Consider the following 22,604-nt stretch of genomic DNA (forward strand, 5'->3'; position numbering starts at 1 on the left):
CGTCTAAGACGGAACTCTTTTTCTGATTATGAAGTGAAAAAGCGAAGTAAAATCGTCGCGCAAATGACAGTTCCAGCTCCGCCGAGGCGTGTAGAAATTTGGGCGAATGGCATAAGGCCCATTCTTCCTGAAGCGGACAAAATGGCGACATCTCCCGTTCCGCCGAGACCGCTGTGACAGCAGGTAACGATTGCGGATTCAACAGGGTACATGTTCATCAGCTTGCCTACAAAATATCCGGAAGAAATCATGGCAACGACAACTGAAATACAAATGATGACAAACGGAATAGAAATCACAGACGCCACGTCATCTAAAGGGATAAAGAGAATCCCGAGGCCTACCATAAGCGGCCATGTAAAGCTTGATGAAATAAACTTATAAAGCTGGTACGCGCCATCCTCCATTTTTTTCGGAAGGATATTTGCATATTTGATTGCAGCTGCTGAAATAATCATTAAAATAGCGCCCGGGATGAAGATGAATTTCTCCAGTAAACCGCCGAAAATAAAAAACGTACAAGCGAGCAGGACTCCGGCTCCCATCAGTTTAAAGTCAATTTTAGCTTCAGCCTCTTTTTGATTGAAAATATCGTTCGCTTTCTTAGATTTAACGAGACGCCCATTGCCGTTTAGGTCAGGACGTTTTTCGCCCAGTTTTTTCATTAAAGCAGCACAGATAATAGCAAAAACGTTTCCAATGATAGCGGCAGGAACCAGCTGCGACACATACACATCAGCGGAAGACCCCAATATTTGCGAATAAGCAATCGAGAGCGGCAAAATTCCTTCACCTATTCCCCCGGCAATAATCGGCACAACGACAAAGAAAAAGGAATCATAGGCACTGTAGCCGAAGATGAATCCGACGAGCACGCCGGCCGCAACCGCCGCAATTGTGCCCGCTACTAAAGGAACGAACATTCTGATGAATCCCTGTATTAAAACAGTTCTGTTCATTCCAAGAATGCTTCCTACAACAAGACAAGCGATATAGAAATAAAGAAAGTTAGACGTTTTCATTAAATTGGTTACAGCATCTAATGATGATGGATTCAACACATTATAAAAAACTAAAAAAGATGGCACAAACAAAGATAAAATAGCAGGACCGCCAATATCCTTTAAAATCGGAATCCGCTGGCCGATATCGCCAAGAAAGACACCTAAAATCATAATGATGGCAAAACCGCCCAGCATGTTTGCAGGCAGCTCGTTGTAATAGGCCGCAAGAATAATAATGACAGCTAATGCTGTATATAATGGGAGAGGAATCACGCCGATTTCCCAAGTCCATATTTTCTTAAACAGGCTTTTCTCCTGTGTGTCTTTGTGCTCAGGTAAAACTTCCTCTGTTTTGTGAATTGCTCCCATTGTCATACACCCCCATGTATTGTTTGTTACAGTCTACAAGAAAGCGCTAACAAAGGATATTTTTTTAAGTTAAATAATTAATAAACAACTAAAATAATTAGGTATTTTGGAGCAGAAAAAATCCCTGAGAAGCCGCTTCCCAGGGAGATGTGGTTACCGTTTTCCTTTGATATAAGGCACACCATTTGCTTTTGGCGCATCTGCGCGTCCGATAAAGCCGGTTAAGGCGAGAATGGTTAATACGTAAGGGGCAATCAGCATATATACATTCGGTATGTCCTTAAAAAGAGGGAGCAGTGAGCCGATAATGCTTAAGCTTTGCGCGAATCCGAAAAACAGGGCAGCGCCGAGTGCGCCGATCGGATGCCATTTTCCGAATACAAGGGCGGCGAGTGCGATAAAGCCTTGCCCGGAAATGGTAGAGTGCGTAAAGTCGAGGGCAATCGTTGACGCATATACGCCGCCCCCGAGGCCGCCGAACAATCCGCTGATCATCACGCCGATATAGCGCATTTTGTAAACATTGATCCCCATAGTATCGGCCGCCATAGGATGTTCTCCGACGGAGCGAATACGGAGGCCGAACGGGGTTTTAAACAAGATAAACCACGAAATAAAGGCCAGGACAATTGCGAGAATAGACGTATAATAGACATCTGAAAAGAAGATTTTTCCCAATACGGGGATGTCGCTCAAGCCGGGAATACTTGTTTTATAAAAAGGCTCGGGAATTTTGTCTGTTTGCGCCTTTCCGTAAATCAGCTTTACGATAAATAAAGTAGCCCCAAGCGCCAGCATATTAATGGCGACGCCGCTGACTGTCTGATCAGCGCGAAACGATATCGCCGCTGCCGCATGAATCAGTGAAAACAGCGCGCCGGCTGCCATAGCGGCAATGAGCGAAAGCCAAGGTGCTGCGGCTCCCAATTCAGGGCCTAAAAATAAATTGAATAAAACACTGGTGAATGCTCCGATAATCATGAGGCCTTCAAGGCCGATATTGACGACGCCTGATCTCTCGGAAAATACGCCGCCGAGAGCGGTTAAGATAAGCGGGGCTGCGTATACGAGTGTGGCAGGGACAATGATTGATACAATCTGCAGAAAGTCCACTTAGTTCGCCCCCTTTTTCTTCAATTTATCCGCGACAAAACGAATGGCATAGCTTGAAGCAACAAACAGAATGATAATGGCAATCACAATATCGACAACCTCAGAAGGTACGCCTGATTCAATTGGCATATTTAATGCCCCGATTTTGAGGCCCCCAAGCAAAGCTGCCGCAAGCACAACACCGACCGCAGTGTTCCCGCCCAGAAGAGCGACGGCAATACCGTCAAAGCCGACGCCGGTAAATGCGCCTTTGACAGCTGCGTATTCAAACGTTCCCAGACCTTCCATGGCACCTGCAAGGCCTGCAAAAGCTCCTGAAATGAGCATGGAGGTCATAATATTCTTCCGCACGCTCATACCGGCGTACTGGGACGCATGCTGGTTGAATCCGACTGCCCGGAGCTCAAAGCCTTTCGTTGTTTTGTTAATCATAAACCACATAACAACAGCTGCGAGAAGGGCGATGACGATCCCCCAGTGAAGCCTTGAATAATCCGTAATCTGCTCAAGAAACGGCGAGCGCAGTGAGGCCGATTCGTGAATTTTTTCCGTCTTATCCTGATTGTCTGTCAGGACTTTTGAAATCAAATAATTGGTCATATGCAGCGCGATATAATTCATCATAATGGTGACAATGACCTCATGAACATAGAACCGTGCTTTTAAAAAGCCGGGAATAAATCCCCATAAACCGCCTGCTGCAGCCGCTGTGATCAGTGCAAGCGGCATATGAATATATGCCGGTCCGTCAAACGCCGTTCCGACCCAAACGGCAGCTGTCCAGCCCACTAGCAGCTGTCCCTCTACCCCGATATTGAAAAGCCCGGTTCGGAACGCGAAAGCAACAGCTAATCCAGATAAAATATAAGGTGTAATCTGCCGGACGGTTTCCCCGATGTAATAGATTTCTCCAAATATCCCATTCCATAAAGCGGAATAGCCGCTGATCACACTGTATCCGCTCGCAAGCATAATAAGTGCGCCGGCCAGCAAGCCGAGCATGATTGCAATGAGCGGCACGAGTAAATGAGAGAGTCGTTTAACCATTTGCTTTCCCCGCTTCCTTTTGCGTGCTTCCCGCCATCAAGAGGCCGAGCTCTTGCTCAGTCGTATTCAGCGGATTGACGCTGGATATGATGCTGCCTTCAAAAATGACGGCGATTCTGTCACTGAGATTCATGATTTCATCCAGCTCAAACGATAGAAGAAGAACGGCTTTTCCGGCATCACGCTGTTCAATGAGTTTTTTATGGACAAATTCAATCGCTCCCACATCAAGGCCGCGAGTCGGCTGGGCGGCGATTAACAAGTCAGGATTTCGGTCAATTTCCCTTCCGATAATTGCTTTTTGCTGGTTTCCGCCTGACAATGCCCGCGCGTGTGTATATTCATCGGGGGTTCTGACATCGTACTCGCTGATCAGGCTGCGTGCTTTCTTATACATTTCGCCTTTATGTAAAACACCGAATGCTGAATAAGGCTTTTTGTAATAGCTTTGGAGCACGATATTCTCACCGATCGGAAAATCCAAAACGAGGCCGTGTTTATGGCGGTCCTGTGGAATATGCCCGATTCCGGATTCCGTTACTTTTCTCGGCGTCAGGTTTTGTATCTGTTTTCCGTTTAAGGAAATGGTTCCAGACTCCGTTTTTCGGAGTCCTGTAATCGCTTCAATCAGTTCTGACTGTCCGTTTCCGTCAACGCCGGCTATGCCGACAATTTCTCCGGCATTGACAGAAAGCGATAAATTCCTTACAGCTTCTACTCCGCGAGTATCTTTTACAGTGATTCTGTCAATCGCCAGCACTTCAGATCCCGGCTGAGCCGCTTTTTTTTCTGTTTTGAACGATACCTCGCGGCCGACCATCAGACTGGCGAGCTCGTCTTGATTTGTATCCCGGACATCCAGTGATTTGATGCCTTTTCCTTTGCGGATAATGGTAACGCGGTCACAAACCTCCATGATTTCTTTCAGTTTATGGGTAATTAAAATAATTGATTTTCCCTCATTGACGAGGTTCTTCATGATTTGAATGAGCTCTTTGATTTCATGAGGCGTCAGCACAGCTGTCGGTTCATCAAAAATCAGAATGTCAGCCCCGCGGTAGAGGGTTTTTAAAATTTCTGCACGCTGCTGCATGCCGACGGATATGTCAGCTACTTTTGCCTCAGGATTAATTTGAAGTCCGTATCGGTCGGAAATGTCCTGAACCTCTCGGACAGCCCGTTTTCGGTCAATCCGCCCGAGCTTTTTCGGCTCCTTCCCGAGAATAATGTTTTCAGCAACTGTAAATGTATCGACAAGCATAAAATGCTGATGCACCATGCCGATTCCGAGATCATTCGCTTTGTTCGGGCTGTTGATGTGCACCTTCTCACCGCGGACCCGAATTTCCCCCTTTTCTGGCTGATACAGCCCGAAAAGGACGTTCATCAAAGTTGATTTGCCCGCTCCGTTTTCACCGAGCAGCGCGTGGATTTCGCCTTTTTTGACCTGAAGATTAATGTTGTCATTTGCGACGATACCGGGAAACTCCTTGCGTATATTGAGCATTTCAATGACATATTCCACAGAATTGACCGCTCCTTTTTTCAAGATGCTTTTAAATAAGAGGCTGGCAATAGAAAAGCCGCAAGGACATGTGCAGCTTTGCTCTGAAAGAAAAACAAGGGATAAGGGCTCTTCTCCTTATCCCCGCGATTCTTATTCAGCTTTGAAATTTTTCAGCTCTTTCTCTGTTCCCGGCACTTCTAATCCGTCGATGATTTTTTTCTTCCAATCATCAACTGCTTTGATTACATCATCCGATAGGTTTTGTTTAGAGGAAGAAATGCCGACTCCGTCTTGATCAAGTCCGTATGTAAGCGTTTCTCCGCCGGGGAATTTGCCTTCGCTTGCTTTCTTTGTTAAATCTTCAACTGCTGTATCAACCTTTTTGACCATGGAAGTAAGGGTGACGTTATCGTCTGTTCCTTCTACTTGGCCTTCTGCGTATTGATCTTTATCGACTCCGATCACCCAAACATCACGCTTCGGGTCTTCTTTTTTCAGGTTCTTGGCTTCTGTAAAGACACCTGTGCCGGTGGCGCCTGCGGAGTGGTAAATCACATCAACGCCTGACTTATACATGCTCTCGGCGGTTGCTTTTCCAACGTCCGCTTTATCGAATCCGCCCGCATACTTCACCTGGACAGTTGCGTCAGGTTTTACGGCCTGAACCCCTGCACGGAAGCCGACTTCGAATTTTTTGATTAACTCGGATTCCATGCCGCCCACAAATCCGATTTTTCCTGATTTGCTTGTTAAAGCTGCGGCCACTCCGACGAGAAATGAGCCTTCCTGCTCTTTAAACGTAATGCTTGCGACGTTGTCTTTATCGACGACTGCGTCAATAATCGCAAAGTTTGTATTTTTGCGCTGATCGGCGATTTCACTGATTGAATCTTCCATCAAATAACCAACGCCATAGATCAAGTCGAAATTCTCACGCGCTAATTTATTTAAGTTTGTTGTATAATCTGCATCTGATTTAGATTGCAGGTAGTCGTATCCGTTTTTTCCTTTTTCCAGGCCATTATCTTTACCGAAGGCTTGGATGCCTTCCCATGCTGATTGGTTAAAGGATTTGTCATCAACCCCGCCAATGTCGGTGACCATCGCCACACTGAATTTGTTTTTGCCCTCACTGTTTCCGCTGCTTTTTTCGCTGTTTCCGCATGCGCCTAAAATGGTGCCCGCTGCGATTACAAGTGACATCGCCAATCCGATTTTGCGTTTATTCAAGATATAACCCCCCAGAAAAATTTGGCCTAAGCTGATCCGGTCAGTCATGAGATGGGATGCCTCACTCAATTCTTAGAATCGATAAAATTTTCAGATAATAACAATTAGAATGAGCTGAGACAGTTCTGATCTTCCCTTAGTAAGTGTGGCGTGAATGTTTCCTTCGAAAGGCGGGGAAGAGAAGGATGTTGAAGGTGTTCCGGGCGGAAAACCGTGACATCTCTTTCTGAAGTGTGACTTATGACTTAGTCTAGGGATCAACTAACCACTCATAATTTATCATTTTACTTACAAGAAATAAATAGAATTACGCATTATTTTTTAAAAAATAAGTATTTTTAGAATTATATACTCAAATATACAAAAAAGTCCTTTATTATTCTTGTATAGCTTATTGGCGAAAGGTTCAAGCACCTTGGCAAGAGATGTGACAGAAAAAAACGCACTGCTCGACATGAACAGTGCGTTTTTTTATAAATATTGCTTAATTCCGTTAAGGTTGCCTGTATTGACATTGTACTGAAACACTGGTCTTCCGATCGTTCCGTACGCCATTTCGACATTCAGAACCTGTATATCTTCAAGAAATTTTAAGTATTTTCGGATGGATACTTGAGATATTTCAGTATGATTTGCCAGGTCTTCTGTCGTAAAGGACTCGTTTTCAAAGGATTGAATGCTGGACCAAATCAGCTTCAGCGTGCTTTTTGTCAGCCCTTTTGGCAGGTGCACTTTTTCTGTCGCTTCCTTCTTATGAAACAGTTCCGCGTCCAATTCTTTTTGGCTCATGTTTCGATGGGTGGAATACACTTTTTGTTTTCGTCTGTAATCAGAAAGGGCAGTCTGAAAACGTTCAAATTCAAACGGTTTGATTAAGTAATCCACAGCTCCGTAACGAAGTGTTTTTTTGATGACGTCCAGCTCGCTTGCCGCAGAGATGACAATCACGTCAACCGCTTCATTTTGGGCTCTCAATTCCGTCAGCAGCTCAAGCCCGTTTTTGCCCGGCATATAAATATCAAGCAAAATGAGATCGATGTGATGCTCTCCTAAAATATGCAGAGCGCTTTGAAAGGAAGAGGCGATTCCTTTCAGCTGAAAGCCTTCTATTTGGCTTAAATATCGTTTATTTAATTCACCCACCATGGGGTCATCTTCAACTATTAGTACATTAATCATGGTTTTCCTCCTTCGGTTCGTACGGGATGCGAAGACTGAATGTGGTTCCTTCATTTTTTTCGCTGGTGATAATCATTTGGCCCTTTAAATTCTCCATGCTTTGCTGGGTGAAATAAAGGCCGAATCCCCGGTTTTTGCCCTTTGTTGAATAGCCTTGTTCGAATACCTTGACTTGGTCTTCTTCGGACATGCCGGCTCCTGTATCGGTAATTTCGATGTCCAATATCTTGTCATGAAAACGCATGGACATCGTGATTTGTTTTTTCGGCATATTGGCAACAGCGTCCAAGGCGTTGTTGATGAGATTTCCGATAATCGTAATCAGTTCATGAATGACTGAAGGATCTGCTGCGTTTGGAATAACCCCGCTGCATTCAATATCGAGATTTGCGCCCTGCTCTCGTATGTAGCTCTGTTTTCCCAACAGAAATCCGGCCAGCACGGAGCTTTTGACATCATTTATGATTTCACTCGTTTCTGATTTTTGCTGAATGGCAATATCTTTAATATAATCTCCAAGATCGTCATACTCTTTCAGCTGGACGAGACCTAGTATCACATGCAGTTTGTTCATAAATTCATGAGACTGCGCTCTCAGTGCGTTTGCATACATTTTAACACCGGAAAGCTGTTCAGCTAAATGTTTTACCTCGGTTTTGTCCCGGAATGTCGCAATCGCTCCGACGGTTTGTCCTTTCAACTGGATGGGCACTTCATTAAATACAAGCTCTAATCCGTTAATGCGCACGTCTCTGTCTTGAAGAGGTTTTCGGGTCTCAATGACATTTTTCAGACGGCTCTTCGGCAGGATGTCATTGACATCCTGATCGACGGGATTTGTTTCTATGCCCATTTTAATGAAAAGGCGCTTTGCTTCGGCATTGGCAAGCTTGATTTTACCGTGTTCATCGACAGCGAGTATGCCTTCTTTCGTTGATTCAAGCATGGCGCTCCGTTCTTGAAGAAGTGTCGCGATTTCATACGGTTCAAGTCCGTACATGATATTTTTCACCGTGCGTGCGACGATAACAGCTCCGATGACGCCGACGAATATACTGACGCAAATAATAAAATAGAGCGGCCGTAGGCTGTGGCTGATGACTTCGTCAATTTCATTCACTGTGATGCCGACCGCAACGGCTCCGACTTGTTTTCCATTCTTAGCGTAGACAGGCACGAACGCTCTCTGCGATTTCCCAAGCGTGCCTGAGGCAGTGCTGATATGGACATGTCCTTTTAATACTTCGGCTTCATCCCCGCCCCTGAATTTTTTTCCGATTTTGCTGTGGTCCGGATGGGTTCTGCGAATGCCGTTCATATCCATGACAACGACAAATTCTGTGCCGGTAATTTTCTGGACGTCCAGCGTGTAGCTGAGCAGTTCCTTCTGGTTTTTTCCGCTCTCCAAAGCGGAGGCAGTAATCGGTGCGTCGGCAACCATTTCAGCCGTTTGCAGCGCTGTGTCTCTTTCCTGATCACGTATCCTTTTAGAGGTTTGGGCACCGACGGTAAAAAAGGTGATGAGCAGTGCGATTAACACGACGATACAGACAAATATGGTGAGTCTGGTTTGCAGTTTTAATGTTTTTTTCATATAAAACTTCCTTACGTTTTATGATTCCTGCGTACTACTTTACTCTCAAAATGCCGCTTTGTGAAGATTTGGGACCGTAATTCGTAAAAAGGAGAAAAAATGGAATAATTTATCTTGTCAATGTGTTTTAAGTCCTCCATAATAAATGAGGTAGATTACAGAAAGGGACTTTTTTATATGAAAAATACTTATTTGACAGGATACTTTCCGCTGATTGCGATCCTGCTTTTTAGTTCGTCTTTATCCATTTCAACTTCACTCTATGCATTGAAGATGCTGTCTTCATTTGGAATGTACGATGGGATGCTCGATTACTTCTCTGAGAAAGGAATCAGACTTGCGTTATTTGCGGCCTTTGCACTTTTATATTTTATGGTTCTGTCCGCTCTGAAATTAATTGCAAATACCGTGACTGAGCTGTCACTGCTGTTTTTCGCAAATGATCCGGAAGGAAAAAACCTGAAAACAGTCAGAATGGGCTCTATCATATATTTAGGCGGCGGGATCTTATCCTTTGTGCTATTGCAAAATGTCATCTGGATTGTGATCTGGTTTGCAGTTGTTACACTTGCTTACTTTGTGTTCGTTGTTTACCGGATTTATTCAACACTTTCTATCATGTCATTGGTCGGATTCATTCTGTTGGAACTGCTGTTTTGGTTTACATTTGTTATCGGTATTCTGTTCATATTTATCAAGCTTTATAATAGCATAATGGCTAGCTTACCTGTGTAAGCTAGCCATTTTTTCGTTTATGGTAAAAATCTATTTTTTATAGAAGGGGAGGGGAGCATACATTCATTTTTTTTGCCGAACCACTTATAGCGGTTTTTGGCAATAAAAGAATAGAGTATATCTCTGACAGGTTTCGGCACTGCAAAAAACAGGACGAAGAGCCGCCATGGGCCCCGCAGATGCCTGAAAACCTTTATGGCTGCAGTTGACTTAGTGTAAACCTGGCCGTCTTCAATAAAGACAAAGCTGTCAAAATGCTCAGTCGGAAGCCCGCTTTTTTTCAGCAGGCTCTGTCCTGTTTCCGATTGAAGCGATGCAAATGAAATCAAACCGTTTGGATCACGCTTTATGATAAATTGAACGGCACCGTTGCATAAGTTGCACACACCGTCAAACAGCAATACGCGATTTGGAATTTGTTTTGATGTCACTGCAGATCTCCTCCGATTCTTTAATAAGCTGCCTGCAGCGTTCCTTTCCAGATGGAAAGCTGAGGGCTGATACTGTGAAGGTATTCAACGCTGCTCGGTGTATCTTTTCCAACCCAGACACCCATTGTGTAAGTATCAGTCAGGCCGACGAACCACATATCATGATAATCATTTGAGGTTCCCGTTTTACCGCCGATATAAGGCGCTTTGAAATATGCTTTTTTCCCTGTCCCGCTTTTGACAACGGAAGACATCAGTTTTTTCAGCTGCATGTTTGTGCGGACGCTGAATATCTGTGTCGCTTTGTCATTCCATTTATAAATCGTTTTTCCTTTTAAATCCGTCACTTTTGTAATCGCGTGGCTCGGCGAGTAGCTTCCGCTGTTGCCGAATGTTGTATACGCCTTTGTCATCTCAAGAGGCGTCATGCCGTGTGTAAATCCGCCAAGCGCCGCCGGCAGAAGATAGTCGCTGTTGACAAGCTTTGAAAAATGATACGGCTCAATATAGCTGAATGCTTTTTGGATGCCAACACGGTCCAGCATTCTGATGGCCGGTGTATTATACGAGTTTTTAAACGCTGTATCGAGCGTTACTGTGCCGTATGTGCGGTTATTGTAGTTTTGCGGACAGTAGTCCCTGCTGCAAAATTTGCCGGCATCAATTGTGCTGCTTGCCGTCGCACCTGTCTGTTCAATATAAGGTCCGTAATCGAGAAGCGGCTTAATGGATGATCCTGGCTGTCTGTATGCTTGGTAGGCACGGTTAAAATCATACTTATGATAGTTTTTGCCGCCGGATAGAGCGACAACTTGATGCGTCTGGTGATTAATCACAGCCGCTCCGCCCTGTACGCCCGCATACGGAAGCTTCGAATTCATTTGTGCCACGACTTGATTTTGCATGTACGGATCAAGTGCGGTATAAATTTTTACGCCGTCTTTCAGAAGTGTGCTGACTCTGGCGGACAGCTCGTTTTCTATCTTGTCTTTTTGTTTTCCTGACGCTTTTTGAAGACGCTTATCAAAGCCTTCAGATTCAGACACTAGTTGAGTGAATTCATCATTTACGTAGGAAACGTAGTCCGGATATTTGTCTTCTTTCTCTTCGACATCCAGTTTGATTTTTTGTTTTACGGCTTTTTTCAGCTCTTTGTCCGTAATGACTCCGGCATTTTTTAACCCTTTAAGCAAGCGTTCTTGACGGCTTTTCGTGTAGTCAAAATGCTTGAGAGGATCATATAATGTAGGGTTATTAGGTATAGCGCAAATAAAAGCCATTTCTCCCAGTGTGAGAGATTTCAGCGGTTTGCTGAAATAGAATTCAGCAGCTGATCCGACGCCATAAACGCCGTTATTAAAATAAATCGTATTTAGGTAGGCTTCAAGAATCTCATTTTTCGTATACTTTTTCTCAAGCTGATAGGAGTACGCGAGCTCAGTCAGTTTGCGGCTGAAGGAGCGCTCGTGGCTCAAATACAAGTTTCTTGTAAGCTGCTGTGTGATGGTGCTGGCCCCCTGGTCAATCTTTTTGTCCTTCACGTTGGAAGCGGCCGCCCGCACCATCCCCATAAAGTCAAAGCCTTTATGTTCGTAAAAATGGCGGTCCTCGGAAGTTAAAAATATCTGTTTGACTTCTTCGGGAATCTTCTTGAAGGGAACCAGCACACGGTTCTCATCATCGCTGACGATTTCCGAGACCAGAGATCCGTCCCTGTCGTACATGTAGCTGTTCTGAACTAGGCTGATCTCTTTCAAATCAATATTCTTATCAAGCACCTGATCCAGGGACTTCATTTGTTTTACTTCTTTTCCGGAAGCGATAACTGTAAATGCAAACAATGGGATTATGCAAAGGAGCAAAATCCATCCGATAATTTTTCGTAACATGGTCACTCTCTTTTCTCCTAAATTCTAGCCATATCGTACCATTCTTTTGAGTTTACGAGAAGGTTAAATTTAGAAGACTCCTCAATTTTTGCTGAGAATCAGCTTGCTTTGGCATACGATTCTTTTTGGAAATTCTTCATGATCCAAAGCAGGCAGGCACCTGCGAAAAAGAGAAATGCTGTGACATAAAAGGCTGCAGAGATATTGAAGTGACTCGATATAATACCGCCGAGAAGAGGTCCGAGAACGTTTCCTAAAAAGCGAAAGCTGACATTGTAGCCGAGGACCTCTCCCTGGATGGAGCCGGGAGCCTGAACGCGGATTGCCGCTGTGATGCATGGCAGAAGGCCGCCCATTGCCATCCCGAATAAAAACCTGAAAACTAGCAGCACACTGAATGAAGAAGCGAGTGCCTGCGGAATAAAAAATAAAGAGGCGGCGATTAAAAGCCCGATTAAGATGCGGCGGTGGCCGTAGCGGTCTCCTAAATCTCCCCATTTTCTTGCCAGAAGCAAACTGCCGAGTCCGGTTGCCGAAAATGCCATGCCGGAGAAAAAGGCCAGATTGTCAGATCCGTGCAGCTCGTTTACATATAAAGCGAGCAACGGCTGGATACTGAAATTTCCTGTTTGAATCAGCATGGTTAACAGCATCATGACCCAAAGCGCGGGCTGGTGAAAAATATAGGAGAGCACTTCTTTTCTCGTATAAGACTGACGTTTATTTATCTTCTCTGTGAGCGGCTGTTCTTTGACCCCGAATAACACGAGAAGAACGGCTGAGAAAATCACAAAGGATGTGATAAAAAAGGTATACGTAAAGCCGAAGTGGTCAGCAAGAACGCCTCCCAAAAGCGGGCCGAACAAGCTTCCGGACACTTGCCCCATTTGGAGCGTGCCAAGCGTTTTGCCGGCTGAGCTTTTAGGCGTCTGCGCGGAAATCATTGCAAGGGATGTCGGGATAAATCCGGTTACAAGCCCCATTGCCATACGCAGAAAAAACAATTGATAAACCGACGTGACAAAGCCCATTAATAAAATGCTGACGGCAATGCCGGTTCCGGTTGTCAAAAGGATTTTCTTGTAACCGCGTTTGTCTCCGAACCGCCCCCAGAATGGGGATACCAAAAAAGCCATTAAAAATGTAATGCCGAACACATAACCGCTCCACCTTTGCACAAAGCTGTTGGAAAAGGTGCTGAGCGTCTCAATATACAAGGAGAGAAAAGGGACGATCATCGTTGTGCTGGCTGATACAAAGAAATTCGCCAGCCACACAATGACAAAGTTTTTCTTGCGGATAGAAATAACATCACCTTCTTATTATTTCTGGTTCCTTACTAATTATAAAGAAACAGTGCACCATTTAAAAGAAACAATGCGGCTGGGAAAATTCATTATTTTTAGAAAATGAAGAAATGAAGAGAAGGAGAATTGATATACTATAAAGATAGCATTCTTCTGATCGGAGGAAAGGCAGGTGTAAAAATAGTGGAGGCAGGCAACTTACTCATTATTGATTTCGAATTTACGATGCCCGAAGGAAAATACAGTCCGCAAAATTTTTTTCCGGAAATCATTGAAGCAGGAATTGTAAAGTCGGTTAATGGTGAAGTAGTTGAGACGTTTTCGAGTTATATCAGGCCGAAAAAATTCCCCAAGCTGACGAAACGCTGCAGATCATTTTTAAACATTACGCAAAACCAGGTAGATGAGGGGATGAGGTTCGAGGACTTTATCCGTAAATTAAATGAGCTTGATCCTGAAAAAAATTGCACGATCATCACATGGGGAAACATGGATATGAAAGTGCTGAAGCAAAATTGTATGTTTAACCATATTCCTTTCCCTTTTAAAGGGGAGATGAGAGATTTATCGCTTGAATATAAAAACTTTTTTGGAGACCGGACACTGACCGGCTTGTGGAAGGCCGCGGAAGAGTACGGAGATAAAGGAACCGGCACCCATCATAAGGCGCTTGACGATGCTCTTACAGCCTATAAGCTTTTTAAGCTTGTCGAGCAGGATAAGCAGTATCTTGAAAAACCAAAACCGCCGACAATCGGCGAGAGGATTGATTTATCTGAACTGTTCCGGCGCGCCACATAAAAAACCCAATCTTTTGTCAGACTGGGTTATGGCCGAGTGAAGTATTCTTTTTCTAAAACGTCCAGATTATTCAGGGAGCGCTTTGCCCATTCTGAATCATCTCCGGCCAGTTTGGCTCTCAGCTGTGCAACCGCTTCCCGCAAAGACTCGTTATAATCCGGCACTTCACTGTCATAGGGCTTCACCATATGATGAGGGATATTGGTCTGTTCGCCGAAAGCGAGCGCTCTTCTCTCATGGAAAAACGGCACATCTGCCTGTTTTGGATTGTGAAGGTCTCCTTGAGCGGGATGGGTAAGAACCGCCTTGATTTTGACTAAATAATGCTGCGGTCTGCAATCTGTTATTTCTCCTATGTATACACCTGTTTTGTAAAACCCTTTTACGATAGAGCCTTTCTCAAATGTACTCATCTGTTATCACCTCGCATTCATTCTATAAAAGTTCCAATTGATTTGCTAGTGAGGAAGGTCGGCAGGAAGCTTGATCGTCACAATGGTTCCTCTTTGAAAGCTGCTGCTGAACGAAATGGTTCCGTGATGATGTTCAATGATGGAAAACGTCACAGTCAGTCCAAGTCCCGTTCCGTTCGTTTTTAAAGAGTAATAAGGTTCACCCAGCTTCTGCATTTGGTGATCCGTCATGCCGACACCGTTATCTGAGATTTTGATTACGATCATATGGCCGCTTCTTTTGGCTGAAACTTGGATGACCCCTTTACCCGGGGGAACGGCTTCAATGCTGTTTTTCATGAGGTTGATCACAGCCTGCTTCAGCTTTGTTGCATCCCCGTATACCAAAAGGTCCGGCTCGGCGTCCGCCTCTACTGTCACAGATTTGTAATTGGCATACGAAATCATGAGGGAGCTCGTCTCTCTGATAAGAGAAGATAAATCAAAAATCTCTTTTTCATATAATTGCTGTTTGGCGATATCAAGATAATTTGTAATAATGCCCTGAGCCCGGTCAAGCTCTGACAGCACAAGCTTTTTATAATCCGCACTGGATTTGTTTTGAAAGGATTCATCATTAAAAAGCAGCTGGACAAATCCCCGGACAACTGTCAGCGGATTTCTAACTTCATGAGCCACACTTGCCGCAAGTTCACTCACAATCTCCATTTTTTCCGAATGAATAAGCTGGGAACGCAGGGCGATATTTTCTGCGATGCTTTCTATAATATAAATGCTTAAAAGAAGAACGATGCAGCGGAACAAACCCGATACAGCTGCCTCATAATATAAGGATTCTGAATTTTGAAAATTTAAAATATTCAAGGCGGAAAAAACCAAGATGGAGGCGAAAAATAAGAAGATCTCCAAGCAACCGATGAATAAAGACAGCAGCAGTTTTCTCGCTTTGGACATGAATGGCCACTTTTTTTGAAGCAAAATTGGGATGATGATATGAAAAGGCAGCAAAGTGAAAACAAAAATGGCGGAAGGCTCAAAAAACAGCAGTTCAAAACATAAGACGGATGCGGCGACTGTTAGCCCGGAAGCAGTGTTTATGTAAAATAAACAAATGATGACAGGAATGATTTGAAGACCGTATTGGATGTAGTCCATTTCCTGTATAGGGAAGATAATGCATAAAACGGAGGCGCCGCATGCAAATAACGTGACCAATCCGTTGTTGATTTTTGGTACAAGGATTGACGGTTTTCCAAGCCAAAACACTTGGTAAAGAAGAATGGGAAACAAAATAAAGCAAATATGCAGGAGATAGTCTTTTAGAATTTCCATTCGAGTGAAATCCTTTCGTATAAAATATGAATCTATTATAACACTTATCATTAGAAGTAAAATACAAAATTTCTTTATAAAGAACGCCTTTACGATTGATGCGTAAAGGCGTTTGTGACGAATATTTACTCCAACGCTGTTTTTATCCGGCGCAGTCCGTCCTGCAAGGTTGCCAGAGGGCACCCTGCATTCAAACGCATAAATCCTTCTCCGCCAGGGCCGTATTTCTTGCCGGGCTCCAAAATAATTTTCCCTTTGTGCAGCATCTTTTGCTGCAGCTCTGCATCAGACAGGCCGTATGCGCGGAAATCGAGCCAGATCAGGTAAGACGCATCAGGCTTCATCATCTTGACATTCGGGAGCTCGCTGGTCAAAAAGGCTGCCGCCTCATCCATATTTTTCTCAAGATAAGATATCAGTTCATCAAGCCACGGCCCGCCATTTGAGTAAGCGGCTTCGATTGCGCTCACGGCAAACGCGTTTAATCCGCCTAAACCGTTTCGCTGCAGGCTTGCTGAAAATTTGGCGCGCTTCAGCCGGTCTGGAATAATAATTGCTGACGCCTGCAAACCCGCGATGTTAAACGTTTTGCTCGGTGCTGCGCAAGTCACAGAAATCTCAGCGAAATCGTCAGAAAGAGAGGCGAACGGTGTATGGGTATTTCCGTAGAGCATCAAATCGGAATGAATTTCATCTGAAACGACTGTAACGCCGTGTTCCAGGCATAATTCGCCGAGCTTCAGCAAATCTTCCCGGCCCCAGGCACGCCCTGAAGGATTATGCGGATTGCATAAAATAAACATTTTGACGCTCGGATCACTGATTTTTGTCTCCAAATCTTCAAAATCCATTACATATGTTCCGTCTTTTTCTTTAAGCGGATTATGTAAAATACGCCGGCCGTTTTTCTCAATCATATGGTAAAAAGGCGTGTAGACAGGGGATTGGACAATCACTTGATCCTTTGGTTCTGTAAAAGCCTGAACCGCCATGCCCAAAGCTGTGACCACACCGGGACTGAATGTAATGCTTTCCGGGTTCACCTTCCAGCTGTGCCGGTTATGCATCCATGCACACACTGCATCTTTTGTTTTCTGATCTGGAGCTGTATATCCGAAAATCCCTTGTTCTAGGCGCTGTTTTAATGCTTCTGTTATGGCTTCCGGCGCACGAAAATCCATATCCGCCACCCACATCGGTAGTGCGTCTGTCACGCCGAACAATTCGCCTGTCTTGTCCCATTTGACGGATTGGGTGCCGAGGCGCTGTTCTTGTTTATCAAAATTCATTCTGTTCCACCTCTTATGTATGTTTATTTTTCTTAGCGTAACTATGATAAAATAGATCTGCAAATTTTATTATAAGCGGTGATGAAAATGGAAGAAAGTCAAGCGGTCAGGGAAATGATCAATGTCATTGCCAAATGGGACCCGTTTAAATATGGTGAAGATTTTTATGAAACGGAGGCTGTTGATGTCGTACAGGCCGTCTATGATGAAGACGATCCTGAAGTGTTAGCGAAAAGCATACAGCATATTTTCGAAGCTTCTTTTGAACAAACACTTCCGATCGACAGCTGCCGGAATGTGGCTGGCCAGCTTCTGTTCATTAAAGACAGCAGCTCTTGCACGCCTTGAAAAAACCGGTATACAAACCGGTTTTTTTATTCTGTGATAAACTCTGCAATTCGTTCGGAAACGAATTCAGGGCGTTCCTCCGGCACCAAATGCCCTGTTTCCCGCAATGAATACAGTTTGGAATCCGGCAGGTCACGGTGCAGGCGTTCGCCGATTTTCAACGGAACCACCTTGTCCTCCTCGCCCCAAATCAATAAAGCGGGTTTGTTCATTTTTTTCAATTCCTCACACTGTAAATCTCCTTCTCTGTGCCGGATGAACCTTGTCATAGCTTTGAAAATCTGTTCATCTTGAAAAGGTTTGCCGTAGCCGTCAATCATCGCCTCGTCTATCAGCGATTTGTTGTGAACGACATTTAATAAGTTTTTCATCACGCCTTCTTTGGAAAGCCAGCGTTTGATATAAAGATGAAAATATGGGAGATGAGTCCCGAAGATAATCGTCGGGTGCGAGCGTTTTAAATAACCTGAACTGCAAAGAAGCACAATCTTCGAGAAGAGCTCAGGCTTTAATAGAGCAGCCGACAGCGATATCTGTCCTCCCATCGAATGCCCGACAAGCGCCGCCTGTTTGACTTGCAAGTGCTCCAGGAGTCCGATGATAAGCATGGCGAGGTTTTGATAGGTATATATAAATGTCCTTGATTTTTCTGATTGGCCGAAAGGAGGCAAATCGAGCGCGATGATGTCATACTGGTCCCGAAGCAAGGGGATTAATTTTCTGAAGCTGAAAGCAGAAGATAAAAAACCGTGTACGCAGACAATTGTTTGTTTGCCTGGATTTTGATAGTGCTCATAATATACATTTACTCCTCCGACTTTAACACGCCTTATTGGTGTAACCGCCTCCATTTTGCCGTCACTCCCTTCATAGGATGTCCTGTATTATGCCCTGAAATTGTAAGTTCTAGCGGAAGTTTCTCCTCGTTTTTTCTTAGCATTCGTCAAAAAACGTGATATAATGTCATGAGATTTCTTGACATTGCAAAGGTGTGAATTGAATGAAATTGACCGAGAAAGAAACAGAAATATTAGAAATTTTAGACGAAAACAGCCGCGCTGATCTAGAAACAATCGCAAAGATGGCCGGTATCCCTGTAAATGAAGTAAAAGCGATCATTGACAAATTGGAAAAAGAAAAGGTTATTATCGATTATTCCGCTATGATCGACTGGCGGAAGGTGGACGGCCATGAAGGCGTGACAGCCATGATTGATGTTAAAGTCACTCCGAAGCGCGGAGTCGGTTTTGACGAAGTGGCGGAGCGGATTTACCGATTCCAGGAGGTAGAATCAGTCTACCTGATGTCAGGCGCATACGACCTGTCTGTCGTGATCCGCGGCAATTCAATGTCTGACGTTGCGCGTTTCGTATCTGATAAACTGTCAACTCTTGATTCAGTTGTGTCTACGACAACACATTTTATCCTGAAAAAATACAAGCATGACGGCAAAGTATTTGAAACGGGAGACGACGACAAAAGAATCGTGGTGTCACCGTAAATGACTTCTTATTTATCCGATTATGTACAACAAATAAAACCATCCGGCATCCGCAGATTCTTTGATTTGGCGGCAACGATGGAAGGGGTTATTTCTTTAGGAGTCGGAGAACCTGACTTTGTAACGGCTTGGAATGTCCGTGAAGCAAGCATTCTTTCCCTTGAACAAGGGTATACGTCATATACCGCTAATGCAGGTTTATACTCATTGCGGGAGGAAATCAGCCGTTATGTCAGCAGCCGGTTTGGTCTTACATACTCTCCTGACGATGAACTGATTGTGACGGTAGGGGCGAGTCAGGCTTTGGATATTGCGATCCGCGCCATTGTAAATCCCGGTGAGGAAGTGATTATTCCTGAGCCGTGTTTTGTGGCGTATGAATCGCTTGTGTCTTTGACAGGCGGCGTCCCTGTTCATGTCCATACGACGGCTGATAAAGGTTTTAAAGCGACTGCTGAGGATTTTGAAGCGGCAGTGACCGAAAAAACAAAGGCTATTCTCATTTGTTCGCCTTCGAATCCGACCGGCTCGGTTTACTCAAAGAAAGAGTTACATGAAATTGCTGAGTTTGCTAAAACAAATGATTTGATCGTACTGAGCGACGAGATTTACGCGGAACTGACATACGATGAGGAATTTACAAGCATAGCAGCATTCCCGGGGATGAAAGAGCGGACGGTTGTCATTTCGGGATTTTCAAAGGCGTTTGCCATGACAGGCTGGAGACTCGGTTTTGCCGCGGCGCCTTCAGAAATTCGCAACGCGATGCTTAAAATCCACCAGTATGCGATGATGTGCGCGCCTGCAATGGCGCAATATGCAGCGCTTGAAGGATTAAAAAACGGAATAGAAGACGTAGAAAAGATGAAAAAGAGCTACCGAAGAAGACGTAATTTGTTTGTCGAAACGCTAAATGAAATCGGTCTCAGCTGCCACCATCCGAGCGGTGCTTTCTATGCTTTCCCATCCATCAAAAGCACTGGGATGAGCTCAGAACAGTTTGCCGAGGAGCTCCTGATGCAGGAAAAAGTAGCCGTTGTTCCCGGTAATGTGTTTGGGCCGAGCGGAGAAGGATATATCCGCTGTTCATATGCGACATCAATTGAACAGCTGCAAGAAGCATTGGTCAGAATGAAGCGCTTCTTACACAAAACAACATAAAAAAAGATACGAACCTTTTGTTCGCATCCAATAAAAGGGGGAATACTAGAAAGCCTTTGGTATTTGCAGTATGCCCTCTTTTTGATATGCTTAAACCTGATATCATATTAAAAAAAGTTTCCTTTGCGGAAATGAGACATGTATGATATAATTTTAAATTGCGTATAAACAGATATTTAATTTAACTTAGGAGTTGTTATGAATGGCAGCAAAATTTGAAGTGGGCAGTGTTTACACTGGTAAAGTTACAGGATTACAAGCGTATGGTGCGTTTGTTGCATTAGATGAAGAAACTCAAGGTTTAGTACACATTTCTGAAGTGACTCACGGTTTCGTAAAAGACATCAACGAGCACCTTTCAGTTGGCGACGAAGTACAAGTAAAAGTACTTGCTGTTGATGAAGAAAAAGGAAAAATCAGCCTTTCTATTCGTGCGACACAAGCTGCGCCTGAGAAAAAAGAAAGCAAACCAAGAAAACCTAAAGCTGCGCAAGTAAGCGAAGAAGCTTCTGCACCACAAGGTTTCAACACATTAAAAGATAAGCTTGAAGAGTGGATTGAAATGTCCAACCGTAAAGACCTTATCAAAAAATAAGCATGAAAAAAGCACCGGACAGGAATGTTCGGTGCTTTTTTTTATCCTATCGCATTTCAGGATTTGCTGCCTCTTCACGTGATCTTTCCTCGTTTGGTTTAAACAGCAGACCGAGGTTGATTAAGCCGGCGATTCCGACAAGACCGTAAATAATACGGGAAAGAGCTGACCCTTGGCCGCCGAAGATGGCCGCTACTAAATCAAATTGGAAAAATCCGATCAGTCCCCAGTTAATAGCGCCAATGATTGTTAATACAAGGCAAATTCTCTGAATTGTACTCATGTTTTGCAACCTCCTCCATGAATTATTAAAACAGTTATAGATTGTGACAAAATGGAGAATCTATACATGCATTCTCCATATTGAGAGTAGCCGGACGAAACGGCCCAAACTCAGCTTGTATCTGTTTCTTTCCCAGCATCTTGCAAATGAAAACTGCCCGATACGCTGAAAACGGAAAGAGCTGATTGCTTTACATGGAGCGCAGGCATTCTGCATAATGAAAATCTAAGGAGGAGATGTCATGCAAAACTTTACATATTGGAATCCGACGAAATTAATTTTCGGCCGCGGAGAAGTTGAAAAACTCCCGGAGGAACTGAAACCTTACGGAAAAAATGTATTGTTAGTCTACGGAGGCGGAAGCATTAAACGCAGCGGCCTTTATGATCAAGTGATGGAACAGCTGAATAAAGCCGGTGTCACGGTGCATGAATTAGCAGGCGTAGAGCCGAACCCGCGTGTGTCGACTGTTAATAAAGGTGTTGCGATCTGCAAAGAAAACAACATTGATTTCTTATTGGCTGTCGGCGGCGGAAGTGTCATCGACTGTACAAAGGCGATTGCTGCGGGGGCAAAGTATGATGGTGATGCGTGGGATATCGTAACGAAAAAACACCAGCCGAAGGAAGCTTTACCGTTCGGAACTGTATTGACTCTCGCCGCAACTGGCTCTGAAATGAACGCAGGTTCAGTTATTACCAACTGGGAAACAAAAGAGAAATATGGCTGGGGCAGCCCGCTCGTGTTCCCTAAATTCTCTATTTTGGACCCAGTGAACACATTTACTGTTCCTAAAAACCACACGATCTACGGAATGGTTGATATGATGAGCCACGTGTTTGAACAATACTTCCACCATGTATCAAACACACCTTACCAGGATCGCATGTGCGAATCTCTTTTACGCACAGTCATCGAAACAGCGCCTAAGCTGATCAATGATCTTGAAAATTACGAACTGCGTGAAACGATTCTTTATACAGGGACAATCGCTTTAAACGGTATGCTGTCAATGGGCGCAAGAGGGGATTGGGCAACTCATAATATCGAACATGCCGTTTCAGCCGTTTACGATATTCCGCATGCCGGCGGACTTGCGATTCTCTTCCCGAACTGGATGAGACATACATTATCAGAAAACCCGGCCCGCATGAAGCAGCTTGCGGTGCGTGTGTTTGATGTAGAAGAAGCTGGAAAATCAGATGAGGAAATCGCGCTGGAAGGCATCGACAAGCTGTCTGCTTTCTGGACAAGCCTAGGCGCTCCAAACCGTCTGGCTGACTACGATATAAATGACGAACAGCTCGGCACAATTGCCGACAAGGCAATGGCCAACGGTACGTTCGGCCAGTTTAAATCACTTAACAAAGAAGATGTACTCGCTATTTTAAAAGCATCTCTATAACAAAAGGGGGAAATAGCCGATCCGGCTGCTTCCCTTTTTCTTTGGACTTATGTTACAATTGTTAATCTGTT

23 protein-coding genes are annotated in these 22,604 nt (G+C 44.2%); 8 read left to right on the forward strand and 15 right to left on the reverse strand.

The window, feature by feature from the left end:
* Positions 1-26: 26 nt before the first annotated feature.
* The 7 genes from maeN to maeL form a co-directional block, all read right to left on the reverse strand.
* Positions 27-1,373: a sodium/malate symporter MaeN gene (maeN, locus tag DIC78_RS15370; RefSeq protein WP_024122670.1), complete on the reverse strand. Its 1,347-nt coding sequence runs from the start codon at positions 1,371-1,373 to the stop codon at positions 27-29.
* Positions 1,374-1,526: 153 nt separating this feature from the next.
* Entirely contained in the window at positions 1,527-2,486 is a 960-nt protein-coding gene (gene nupQ / locus DIC78_RS15375; protein ID WP_024122669.1) for a guanosine ABC transporter permease NupQ, read from the reverse strand.
* Positions 2,487-3,533 (reverse strand): ABC transporter permease, encoded by a 1,047-nt coding sequence (locus tag DIC78_RS15380; RefSeq protein ID WP_101860029.1) that lies wholly within the window; start codon positions 3,531-3,533, stop codon positions 2,487-2,489.
* A complete protein-coding gene (locus DIC78_RS15385) occupies positions 3,526-5,058 on the reverse strand; it encodes an ABC transporter ATP-binding protein (RefSeq protein ID WP_127696532.1) in 1,533 nt (510 codons plus the stop codon). The genes DIC78_RS15380 and DIC78_RS15385 overlap by 8 nt, the downstream gene beginning before the upstream one ends.
* Before the next feature lie 132 nt (positions 5,059-5,190).
* The gene (gene nupN, locus DIC78_RS15390) at positions 5,191-6,270 is read right to left on the reverse strand and encodes a guanosine ABC transporter substrate-binding protein NupN (protein ID WP_024122666.1); all 1,080 of its coding nucleotides are present in this window, start codon (positions 6,268-6,270) and stop codon (positions 5,191-5,193) included.
* Positions 6,271-6,741: 471 nt separating this feature from the next.
* A complete protein-coding gene (gene maeM / locus DIC78_RS15395; RefSeq protein WP_024122665.1) occupies positions 6,742-7,449 on the reverse strand; it encodes a two-component system response regulator MaeM in 708 nt (235 codons plus the stop codon).
* On the reverse strand, positions 7,442-9,043 hold the full coding sequence (gene maeL / locus DIC78_RS15400) for a two-component system sensor histidine kinase MaeL (RefSeq protein ID WP_024122664.1): 1,602 nt from the start codon (positions 9,041-9,043) through the stop codon (positions 7,442-7,444). Before maeL ends, maeM begins: the two co-directional genes overlap by 8 nt.
* Positions 9,044-9,220: 177 nt before the next feature.
* Here maeL and DIC78_RS15405 point away from each other — a divergent pair, with 177 nt between their 5' ends.
* Positions 9,221-9,778 (forward strand): YufK family protein, encoded by a 558-nt coding sequence (locus DIC78_RS15405; protein WP_095713969.1) that lies wholly within the window; start codon positions 9,221-9,223, stop codon positions 9,776-9,778.
* Between the two features lie 17 nt (positions 9,779-9,795).
* Here the strand turns inward: DIC78_RS15405 and DIC78_RS15410 are convergent, their stop codons facing one another.
* The 3 genes from DIC78_RS15410 to DIC78_RS15420 all read right to left on the reverse strand — a co-directional run bounded on the left by DIC78_RS15410 (position 9,796) and on the right by DIC78_RS15420 (position 13,405).
* Positions 9,796-10,209 (reverse strand): thiol-disulfide oxidoreductase DCC family protein, encoded by a 414-nt coding sequence (locus DIC78_RS15410; RefSeq protein WP_024122662.1) that lies wholly within the window; start codon positions 10,207-10,209, stop codon positions 9,796-9,798.
* Between the two features lie 20 nt (positions 10,210-10,229).
* Positions 10,230-12,104, reverse strand: coding sequence for a transglycosylase domain-containing protein (locus DIC78_RS15415; RefSeq protein WP_024122661.1), 1,875 nt, complete (start codon positions 12,102-12,104; stop codon positions 10,230-10,232).
* A 92-nt stretch (positions 12,105-12,196) separates the two neighbouring features.
* Entirely contained in the window at positions 12,197-13,405 is a 1,209-nt protein-coding gene (locus DIC78_RS15420; RefSeq protein WP_420867037.1) for a multidrug efflux MFS transporter, read from the reverse strand.
* On the opposite strand from DIC78_RS15420, the gene DIC78_RS21890 reads away from it, so the two are divergent.
* Entirely contained in the window at positions 13,308-13,511 is a 204-nt protein-coding gene (locus DIC78_RS21890; RefSeq protein ID WP_127696933.1) for a hypothetical protein, read from the forward strand. The two genes, DIC78_RS15420 and DIC78_RS21890, sit on opposite strands and share 98 nt — an antisense overlap.
* Before the next feature lie 119 nt (positions 13,512-13,630).
* Positions 13,631-14,206 carry a 3'-5' exonuclease KapD gene (gene kapD, locus DIC78_RS15430; RefSeq protein WP_233403574.1) on the forward strand — a complete coding sequence of 192 codons (576 nt, stop codon included), beginning with the start codon at positions 13,631-13,633 and terminating at the stop codon, positions 14,204-14,206.
* Positions 14,207-14,232: 26 nt separating this feature from the next.
* Here the strand turns inward: kapD and kapB are convergent, their stop codons facing one another.
* The 3 genes from kapB to DIC78_RS15445 all read right to left on the reverse strand — a co-directional run bounded on the left by kapB (position 14,233) and on the right by DIC78_RS15445 (position 17,240).
* Positions 14,233-14,619 carry a kinase-associated lipoprotein KapB gene (gene kapB, locus DIC78_RS15435; RefSeq protein ID WP_106019470.1) on the reverse strand — a complete coding sequence of 129 codons (387 nt, stop codon included), beginning with the start codon at positions 14,617-14,619 and terminating at the stop codon, positions 14,233-14,235.
* Positions 14,620-14,664: 45 nt separating this feature from the next.
* On the reverse strand, positions 14,665-15,951 hold the full coding sequence (locus DIC78_RS15440; RefSeq protein ID WP_127696534.1) for a sensor histidine kinase: 1,287 nt from the start codon (positions 15,949-15,951) through the stop codon (positions 14,665-14,667).
* Positions 15,952-16,076: 125 nt separating this feature from the next.
* A complete protein-coding gene (locus tag DIC78_RS15445) occupies positions 16,077-17,240 on the reverse strand; it encodes a MalY/PatB family protein (RefSeq protein ID WP_106019469.1) in 1,164 nt (387 codons plus the stop codon).
* Positions 17,241-17,327: 87 nt separating this feature from the next.
* Here DIC78_RS15445 and DIC78_RS15450 point away from each other — a divergent pair, with 87 nt between their 5' ends.
* Positions 17,328-17,588, forward strand: coding sequence for a YugE family protein (locus DIC78_RS15450; protein ID WP_024122655.1), 261 nt, complete (start codon positions 17,328-17,330; stop codon positions 17,586-17,588).
* Positions 17,589-17,614: 26 nt separating this feature from the next.
* On the opposite strand, the gene DIC78_RS15455 is transcribed toward DIC78_RS15450, so the two are convergent.
* Positions 17,615-18,439 carry an alpha/beta fold hydrolase gene (locus tag DIC78_RS15455; RefSeq protein ID WP_127696535.1) on the reverse strand — a complete coding sequence of 275 codons (825 nt, stop codon included), beginning with the start codon at positions 18,437-18,439 and terminating at the stop codon, positions 17,615-17,617.
* A 149-nt stretch (positions 18,440-18,588) separates the two neighbouring features.
* Here DIC78_RS15455 and DIC78_RS15460 point away from each other — a divergent pair, with 149 nt between their 5' ends.
* From DIC78_RS15460 to yugI, 3 genes are all read left to right on the forward strand, one after another.
* The gene (locus DIC78_RS15460) at positions 18,589-19,089 is read left to right on the forward strand and encodes an Lrp/AsnC family transcriptional regulator (RefSeq protein ID WP_106019468.1); all 501 of its coding nucleotides are present in this window, start codon (positions 18,589-18,591) and stop codon (positions 19,087-19,089) included.
* Positions 19,090-20,250 (forward strand): aminotransferase, encoded by a 1,161-nt coding sequence (locus DIC78_RS15465; protein ID WP_127696536.1) that lies wholly within the window; start codon positions 19,090-19,092, stop codon positions 20,248-20,250.
* A gap of 202 nt (positions 20,251-20,452) precedes the next feature.
* Positions 20,453-20,845 carry a S1 domain-containing post-transcriptional regulator GSP13 gene (gene yugI, locus DIC78_RS15470; RefSeq protein ID WP_019259312.1) on the forward strand — a complete coding sequence of 131 codons (393 nt, stop codon included), beginning with the start codon at positions 20,453-20,455 and terminating at the stop codon, positions 20,843-20,845.
* A 46-nt stretch (positions 20,846-20,891) separates the two neighbouring features.
* On the opposite strand, the gene DIC78_RS15475 is transcribed toward yugI, so the two are convergent.
* Positions 20,892-21,128 (reverse strand): DUF378 domain-containing protein, encoded by a 237-nt coding sequence (locus DIC78_RS15475; protein WP_003220771.1) that lies wholly within the window; start codon positions 21,126-21,128, stop codon positions 20,892-20,894.
* A gap of 241 nt (positions 21,129-21,369) precedes the next feature.
* Here DIC78_RS15475 and DIC78_RS15480 point away from each other — a divergent pair, with 241 nt between their 5' ends.
* Complete coding sequence (locus DIC78_RS15480; protein WP_024122651.1) at positions 21,370-22,533, forward strand: iron-containing alcohol dehydrogenase; 1,164 nt, start codon at positions 21,370-21,372, stop codon at positions 22,531-22,533.
* Positions 22,534-22,604 lie beyond the last annotated feature (71 nt).

It is taken from the genome of Bacillus halotolerans, assembly GCF_004006435.1.
In the GTDB taxonomy this organism is placed as follows: Bacteria; Bacillota; Bacilli; order Bacillales; family Bacillaceae; genus Bacillus; species Bacillus halotolerans.